6 protein-coding genes and 1 pseudogene are annotated in these 7,561 nt (G+C 38.7%); 3 read left to right on the top strand and 4 right to left on the bottom strand.

All coding sequences use genetic code 11. The annotated features are described in order from the left end of the window. Positions 1 to 128: 128 nt before the first annotated feature. A pseudogene (locus AC1DS7_RS27145) lies at positions 129 to 1,178 on the bottom strand (IS4 family transposase); the annotation flags it as partial. Positions 1,179 to 1,406: 228 nt separating this feature from the next. On the opposite strand from AC1DS7_RS27145, the gene AC1DS7_RS27140 reads away from it, so the two are divergent. Together AC1DS7_RS27140 and AC1DS7_RS27135 are read left to right on the top strand one after the other, a co-directional pair. Further along, complete coding sequence (locus AC1DS7_RS27140; protein ID WP_000116561.1) at positions 1,407 to 1,604, top strand: helix-turn-helix transcriptional regulator; 198 nt, start codon at positions 1,407 to 1,409, stop codon at positions 1,602 to 1,604. Position 1,605: 1 nt separating this feature from the next. Continuing rightward, a complete protein-coding gene (locus tag AC1DS7_RS27135; protein ID WP_000413175.1) occupies positions 1,606 to 2,079 on the top strand; it encodes a DUF6773 family protein in 474 nt (157 codons plus the stop codon). Between the two features lie 964 nt (positions 2,080 to 3,043). On the opposite strand, the gene AC1DS7_RS27130 is transcribed toward AC1DS7_RS27135, so the two are convergent. The 3 genes from AC1DS7_RS27130 to AC1DS7_RS27120 all read right to left on the bottom strand — a co-directional run bounded on the left by AC1DS7_RS27130 (position 3,044) and on the right by AC1DS7_RS27120 (position 6,466). Then, positions 3,044 to 3,982, bottom strand: coding sequence for an alpha/beta hydrolase (locus tag AC1DS7_RS27130; protein ID WP_016100942.1), 939 nt, complete (start codon positions 3,980 to 3,982; stop codon positions 3,044 to 3,046). A 51-nt stretch (positions 3,983 to 4,033) separates the two neighbouring features. Beyond that, positions 4,034 to 5,107: an LLM class flavin-dependent oxidoreductase gene (locus AC1DS7_RS27125; protein ID WP_016091903.1), complete on the bottom strand. Its 1,074-nt coding sequence runs from the start codon at positions 5,105 to 5,107 to the stop codon at positions 4,034 to 4,036. A gap of 99 nt (positions 5,108 to 5,206) precedes the next feature. Continuing rightward, positions 5,207 to 6,466: an MFS transporter gene (locus tag AC1DS7_RS27120; protein ID WP_016100941.1), complete on the bottom strand. Its 1,260-nt coding sequence runs from the start codon at positions 6,464 to 6,466 to the stop codon at positions 5,207 to 5,209. Positions 6,467 to 6,741: 275 nt separating this feature from the next. On the opposite strand from AC1DS7_RS27120, the gene AC1DS7_RS27115 reads away from it, so the two are divergent. After that, entirely contained in the window at positions 6,742 to 7,323 is a 582-nt protein-coding gene (locus AC1DS7_RS27115; protein ID WP_016100940.1) for a TetR/AcrR family transcriptional regulator, read from the top strand. Positions 7,324 to 7,561 lie beyond the last annotated feature (238 nt).

Below are 7,561 nucleotides of genomic sequence, written 5' to 3'. Positions count from 1 at the left end.
CCTTTTGCATGTGATGTCAGAGGGCTTCGCCGTGTCGTTTTCACTTCATGGCGCCTCTCAGGCTACGGGAGTGGAGTCTATTCTCCCGATTGGACTTTCACCAACTAGATAATGTGTCCTTATCTGGACACGCCGATTTGCCAGCGTAAAGAATACCAATCATGTACTTGTCCCATCGGGACRATRTCTGTAGGTGTGTTTGTCATATATACATTGATGCCACTGAGTCGTTTACTACGAGTAGAATACTTCATTCCTTTCTTTTTTTCTCTTACAGTTTGATCTTGTAATCGTTTTTGTTGTTGTTCTTTGGTTAGTCGATGAACAATCACACGGGTTGGTACTTTATCAGTCATTCCTACATAAGCGTTGGATATTTCACATGTTTGTCCTGGTTGAAGAGAGTTCATTAAGACCTCCATATCTATCTGTATATACTCTGTACCTTTCTTGATTCTTCCATCTTGAAAATAATCAGGAGTGGGATTTTTTTGATAAATACGTGTATTTGATTTAATACGAGAGATATAGTAAGCCTTTTTATCTTGTATATGTTGAAGATCTTTCAAGTGAAAATAACCTAAATCACGGATACATAAATCATTCGCTGTCACAGTTGGGGCACATAGAGAACCATAGGTTCGATCATGTTGTTTACCTGGGCCTGTATGAATATGTAGGAACTGTCCGCTTAATAAATCATACTCAAGCTGAATCTTCACCCCAGCTGTATGGCTGCATCCTCCTGCACCTGGATAAACAGATGAAAATACATCGGGAAGTTGGAAGGCAGTTGAATCTAGGATACGAATACGTTTGAAAATAGAAGCGTATGGAGAAGTGAGCATCTTAGTTGAAGATAACTTTTGGTTGAGAAGTTCGGCTAACACTTGTTGTAGGAATTGCACGGCTGTGGCATTAAATCGTTGATTCAGTCCTTCGGGACTGATGAGCACTTCTGTTGATGCTTCTAAACAGCTACATAAATGAGTTAAAGAGGTTTTAGCGACTTTTTGACTGATCCATACACATAAAGCGACTAAATCTTTTGCTTGGTACTTACTGGTTCTTTGTACAAAACCAACATTTCTAGCAAGATCTCGTAAGAAATTTGGAGATAAGAAGTTTTGAATTTCTTGAGCAAATAGTTGTAATTCATCAGATACAGAAATAGACATACAAAAACGCCATCCTTTCCAATGATTCTACAGAAAGCATAGCGTATTTTTATATTTGTGAGATAGTTTTAGAGACAAAAATAATAGAAATGGAAAAAAAGAAAGGACAAACGCAATCTATATACGTCTTAATGCAAAATATATATTGCATTAATGTTGCTTATAATTTAATATATAGAATATAAGATGAAAAGTATAAAGATTATCTTTACAAACGGGGTGTATTTAATGTCAGTAAGCAAAATAAAAATTGCAAGAACAGAAAAGGGGCTAACTCAACAAGAATTAGCTGTGCTTGTAAATGTTACTCGACAAACCATTGGTCTTATTGAACTTAATAAATATAATCCATCTTTAAAGCTTTGCATTGATATAGCTAAATCACTCGATAAAACTTTAGATGAATTATTTTGGGAGGAAAAATAGAATGGAAAAACTAAAAAATTTGTTTTCACTCAGTACACATTCAGATGAAAGAATTCAGCAAATTGAAATGAAAATTTGGGCCCAATCTGGAATTGTGGTTTTATTGCTAGCCTTCATAGATTTAATAATAAGGGGCGTATACTTACAAAGACCGTTTCTAGAATGGGCTACAGCTCTTGGTATCATTATCTGTTATATGGTATTCTTCTTTATTAGATCCATTTTAGCTGGTGTTTACGAACCAGAAATCGATAACAAGGAAAAATTAAAACAAAAATTAAAAGATAAATTATCTTATACCCTTATTTTATCTTTTTCTGGTGTAGCATACACTACATATCATAATCAATTACCTCAAGATATTGTTGGATGGATCTTAGTATGTATAAAGTTCATTCTACTTGTTACTATTTTGTTTGGTATTCAATATTTTATTACTATATTAGCATGGAATAAATCCAATAAAATTCAATAAGTATAGACAAAAAAGCTTATCTTTTAGCACATAATGATAAGCTTTTTATTATTTTCTTCATCTCTTTTTCGTTTTAGGGGGTATTTTGTTTTGTTAGCTTGATAGCGATGGGGTAGCACCATCAAAACGCGAATTTCGTACGCTAAGCAAAATTTCATAAGAAAAAGCCGATTTCCGGTACTCTAAGAGAATAATTGGCTTTTTACTGTTAAGTTGTTTGTAGTGATTGTAGGGAATCTAATGATGCAATTTCTTTTATACTAAATCGGTATTTTCCTAGAATATTAATGTGTTCCCATTCTAATGGAGAAATATATTTCAATAATTCTTCATTAAGATGGGAATCAAATAACTCAACTTTCGCACCTATAAAATAAGCGGGGAGATTTAGCTATATTGAATTTAGAGTCTATCAATTGTGTACTGTACAACTTGAGTAAAATGAAAAACACCTCGATCCTTGGTATAGTGAGATTACCTAGAAATCACTACCACAGAAGAGGTGCCTTAACTACAATAGCTCAAAATAACCAATATCATCAACTACCAAAAGAACTTAATTCTATTTTTTCCGAGCTTGAAATGAAGATCCAGCTAAGGATGCAGTCTATCGCTTCTTATAAACGGTGCCAATGTTCAATTGGCGCCCTTTCCTGCTGCTGTTTAGTATGAATGCGATTAAAAAAGTAACTCGACTTACGAAAAAAAACGCTCCAAAGTGTTGATTGTGCTTATCATCGTAACTGCAGTAAAAAAGTTGAATTGCTAGCACACTATTTTGAAACCTTGGTTAACTATTCCAAATTTGAAGTATTTCCTGTTTTTAATCAATGAGTAAGGGCCAAAATTTAAAGTATATGGTGGCACTATTTGTACTTCTTTCTGTAATCTCTACTCATCGAATAAATTTAGAGCTATCACTCATGCCTTCAGTTGAACACCCCGATGACTGAACTAAGATAAGTTATGGATGAAGCGCCCGTGCCATCGCATCAAAATAATTCTGACTGGCACGCTGACTCACTTCGGCTTCAGGCACAAGCACTTCAAAGCAATGGAAGCAGCCGGGGTAGAGATGAAATTCAACATCTACTCCTGCTTGTGCAAGTCGTGTTACATATTCAATAATTTCATCTCGGAATAAATCGAGTTGACCTACACATGTATAAGTTGGCGGTAGTCCCGCTAAGTTGTCTGCTCTCGAAGGTACGGCATAGGGAGATGGTTCGTTAGTATCGTTCTTCTTTCCCAAGTACATATTCCAAGCCGTTAAATTGTTTGATCTATTCCATGTTGCATTGTCTTCTATAATCTCATAGCTTGATGGTGTTATGTTGTGGCTATCAAGCATCGGATACAGCGGCATCTGAAAAATAATAGATGGACCTCCTTTATCACGAACCATTAACGCAAGCGCTGCTGTTAGTCCACCGCCTCCACTTGCACCGGCGATCGCAACTCGATTCACATCAATTCCTAGCAAGTCTGCCTCGTTTGTCATCCAAACCAAGCCTGCATAACAATCTTCAATAGCCGCTGGATAAGGATGTTCGGGCGCAAGTCGATAATCGACAGACACAACAACGCATTCAGCAGTCTGAACAAAGCGTTCACACAAAACATCGTCCATATCAGGGTGGCCCATTACGTATCCACCACCGTGAATCCACAGCATAGCTGGAAGTTTATCAAGATTTTTCTCAACGGGTTCGTAAATTTTAACTAACATCTCGCCGGCTGCGCCAGGAATCATTCGCTTGGTCATGTTTACAAGCTCTGATTTTTCCAAATGTGGATTCGCCAAGAGACTTCGACTCGCCTCTAAATCCCCCTCTAATTGAAAGCCTGGAAATTGTGAGAAAGCCTGTTTTAATTCTGGTAATACTCGACTGTCAATTTTCATATAAATTCCTCCAGTTAAATAATGAAACTTGATGTAATCCTTATGGAATAATTAACGGAATAGATGTGTCTCCTGTTCTCCTTCAGCTTCCCATTTGGCAATTTCCTCTCTTACACGAGGAGCAACTTCTGTTCCAAGCAATTCTATGGCACGCATGACTTGATCATGTGGCATGGTACTTAATGGCACATACATCATAAAGCGTGTAATCCCTACATGCTTACGAAGATGAATGATTTTTTCGGCGACTGTATCTGGATCACCAACATACAACGCCCCTTCAAAACTTCGTGCAGCATCAAAGCTGGAACGATCATAATAAGGCCACCCCCGCTCTTTACCAAGTTTATTCATGCCTGCCTGAGTGGAAGGGAAAAATGTATCTGCTGCCAATTCCGTATTCTCTCCAACAAATCCAATTGAATGAGATCCCACCTGAAGCTTTGATACATCATGACCAGCGTGAGCCGCTGCTTTCTTATATAGCTGTACGATTCGTGCAAAGTGCATTGGGCTACCACCAATAATCGCCAGCATAAGTGGTAATCCCAGAAAACCGGCACGGATAGCAGATTCCTGATTCCCACCGCTACCAACCCATATCGGTAAAGGATTTTGAACAGGTCTTGGATACACACCTAAATTATTGATTGCTGGTCTATGTCCGCCTTCCCAAGTCACTTTTTCGGACTGACGTATTTTGAGCAGTAGGTCCAAATGTTCTTCAAACAGTTCTTCATAGTCTTTCAAGTTATAGCCAAACAATGGAAAAGATTCGATAAAGGAGCCACGACCCGCCATAATCTCTGCGCGTCCATTTGAAATGCCATCCAGTGTAGAAAAATCCTGAAAAACGCGCACAGGATCAGCTGAAGAAAGCACGGTTACTGCACTCGCGAGCCGTATCTTTTTCGTTTGTGGTGCCGCCGCTGATAGAACCATCGCTGGAGAGGATGCTGCATAATCCTTCCTATGGTGCTCACCAACACCAAACACATCAAGTCCTACTTGATCAGCAAGAACGATTTCTTCAACAACTTCACGTAATCGCTGTGCGTGACTTATCACTTCACCACTATGAACATCTGGTTTCGTTTCTACAAAAGACGTAATACCTATTTCCATTTGTTATCTCTCCTAGTCCAATTAGATTTAAGTCAAAAAAATTAATCATTTCCTTTATGGTAGTAACGTGTTTCTCATATTGGCTAACACACGTTTATTTCATAAAATCTTAACTCGTCTGGTCATAGCCCAAAAAAGAAGAGCTAAAGCACTGACAGAGGCTCCAAGTAAGGAAACCCCTCCCCAGCCAAAGTGTGCGTATATTTGAGTCGACGCAATTGAACCACCAGCACTGCCGATAGAATAAAACACCATATATCCAGCAGTAAGTCGACTCCGTGCTTCTGTATGCAATGGAAGGATCATGGTTTGATTCGTGACATGTATTGCTTGTACGGCCAAATCAAGTAAAACTATCCCTATCACTAATGCGATTAATGACTGCTCTATATAGCTGATGAACAACCATGAAATCAATAATAGAGCTAAAGCAATGCCTGTCGTTCGTTGTCCGTAACCTTGATCGGCCAATTTCCCTGCCCGTGCCGCAGCCAAGGCTCCAGCCACACCTACAAGACCGAATGCGCCAATTGCACTATGAGATAGAGCAATTGGCGGTGTACTAAGTGGCAGTACTAGTGAAGTCCACAAAATGCTGAAATCAGCAAAAATCAGCATGGCTAGAACGGAGCGAACGCGTAACGTTCGTTCTTGAATAAACAAAGCAAGCACCGATCTAATCAACTGAGGGTAGGATAGCGATTTTACCTCGCGCTCAACATTGGGCAACATCTTTATAAACATAAAAACCATCAAAAGCATGAGCGCTGCAGAAAATAGATATACAGAACGCCATCCCGCAACATCTGTTAATATACCAGCAAAAGTACGTGCGAGAAGTATGCCAATAACTATCCCACTTGTTACAATGCCAACGACACGTCCTCTTTCTGTAGGGGAAGCGATGGTCGCTGCAAACGCCACGAGAGTCTGTGTCACAACTGCAAGCAGACCCACCAAAGCCATACCTGCGAAAAGTACCATGCTGGAGGAAGCAGTACCAACTATAACCAGAGCTGTTGTAGATAATATCATCTGACCGACAATTAGACGTCGCTGGTTTAGCAAATCTCCAAGCGGTACGAGTAGCAGTAAGCCCACTCCATAAAAAATTTGTGTAACGGTAATAACAACACCAATAATGGAATGGTTAATACTAAACTCATTAGATAGTTGATCAAGCAACGGCTGTGCAAAGTAAATATTGGCAACAGACATTCCACAGGCAGTCGCAAACAATAATGCCAAAGCGTGAGACATGGATGGCTGTTGATTCAAATTAGGTTTTGTTACGGAAGATTTATGACTTATCTTAGTGTAGAGTGGATCATCTTCTATATTTGTCTCTGTTTTGCACATACCTTAACCTCCAATCACATTAGATTTTTAATCATAACATACCGTTCAGTACAATATGATTACTGGTAAATATAACTTAGCCTTATTCATGATGTCAACGATTTTTTGCACTAAAGTTAATATTTCATTAAATGAATGGAGCTTGATTTGACAGGAAGAATGGCTAATTATATAATAATTACATACTGTTTGGTAATAAAAACAACAATTGTAATTACCTACACACCTATCCTAAAACAATTAATAAAATTAAAGTTTGAGGAGGAGAATTCTTAATGGCAAGAACCCGTGAATTTGATGAGGATCAAGTTTTAGATGCAGCAATGCAGTTATTTTGGGAGAAGGGATATGAGGCTACCTCATTAAGTGATCTTACTTCTAGAATGGGCATTCAACGCCCTAGTATTTATTCGACTTTTGGAGATAAGAAAGAATTGTTTGAAGCCGCACTTCGCAGGTATACAATGTCTCGGGCCTCTGATATACGAAATAGGCTTCAAAGTCACTCCTCTGTAAAAGAGGCATTTTCTATTTTCTTTGCCGATGTCGTCAATGAAGAATACGCAGTGGATCTTAGTAAAGGTTGTTTTTGTATCAATACAATGGTTGAACTAGCACCTCATGATGAGAGATTTGAAATTTTGACCAGAGAACATCAAATGTACCTCGCCGTCATTTTTCAGGAGACGATCGAACGAGGAATTCAATCAGGTGAGCTGGAAGTCAACACAGATGCAAAGTCTTTGGCACAGGCACTAATTGTATCGTTAATCGGTCTAACGGTTATGATGAAATCTCGCCCCCAACGTTCATTTGTGGACAATGTAATAGCAGCGACGCTCACATTACTTAAGTGACATGATTGTATTTAAAAGTACGAAAACCATACCTTTATAGGGGTAACGTCAAATCTCCATCAAGCTACAATTTTATAGTACCCCCAGAACGAAATTTTGTGCTAACTTGTAACAAAAATGCTCATTTTTTCATTTCGGGGTAATTCTGAATTCTTAAGTTGATGGGTATGGGGGAGCACCACATGCCCATCAACTCAAAATCTCATACCACCTCCAGAACGAAAATTTTATGCATGTT

It is taken from the genome of Bacillus sp. P4_E1 (assembly GCF_056401715.1).
Note: the sequence above shows the minus strand (reverse complement) of the source record. Positions and strands in the feature narration are given on the sequence as shown.

What these genes read in the sequence shown, in the direction of transcription:
- AC1DS7_RS27140 (WP_000116561.1), top strand. Translation starts at nt 1,407, where the DNA reads ATGTCAGTAAGCAAAATAAAAATTGCAAGAACAGAAAAGGGGCTAACT.
- AC1DS7_RS27135 (WP_000413175.1), top strand. Translation starts at nt 1,606, where the DNA reads ATGGAAAAACTAAAAAATTTGTTTTCACTCAGTACACATTCAGATGAA.
- AC1DS7_RS27130 (WP_016100942.1), bottom strand. Translation starts at nt 3,982, where the DNA reads ATGAAAATTGACAGTCGAGTATTACCAGAATTAAAACAGGCTTTCTCA.
- AC1DS7_RS27125 (WP_016091903.1), bottom strand. Translation starts at nt 5,107, where the DNA reads ATGGAAATAGGTATTACGTCTTTTGTAGAAACGAAACCAGATGTTCAT.
- AC1DS7_RS27120 (WP_016100941.1), bottom strand. Translation starts at nt 6,466, where the DNA reads ATGTGCAAAACAGAGACAAATATAGAAGATGATCCACTCTACACTAAG.
- AC1DS7_RS27115 (WP_016100940.1), top strand. Translation starts at nt 6,742, where the DNA reads ATGGCAAGAACCCGTGAATTTGATGAGGATCAAGTTTTAGATGCAGCA.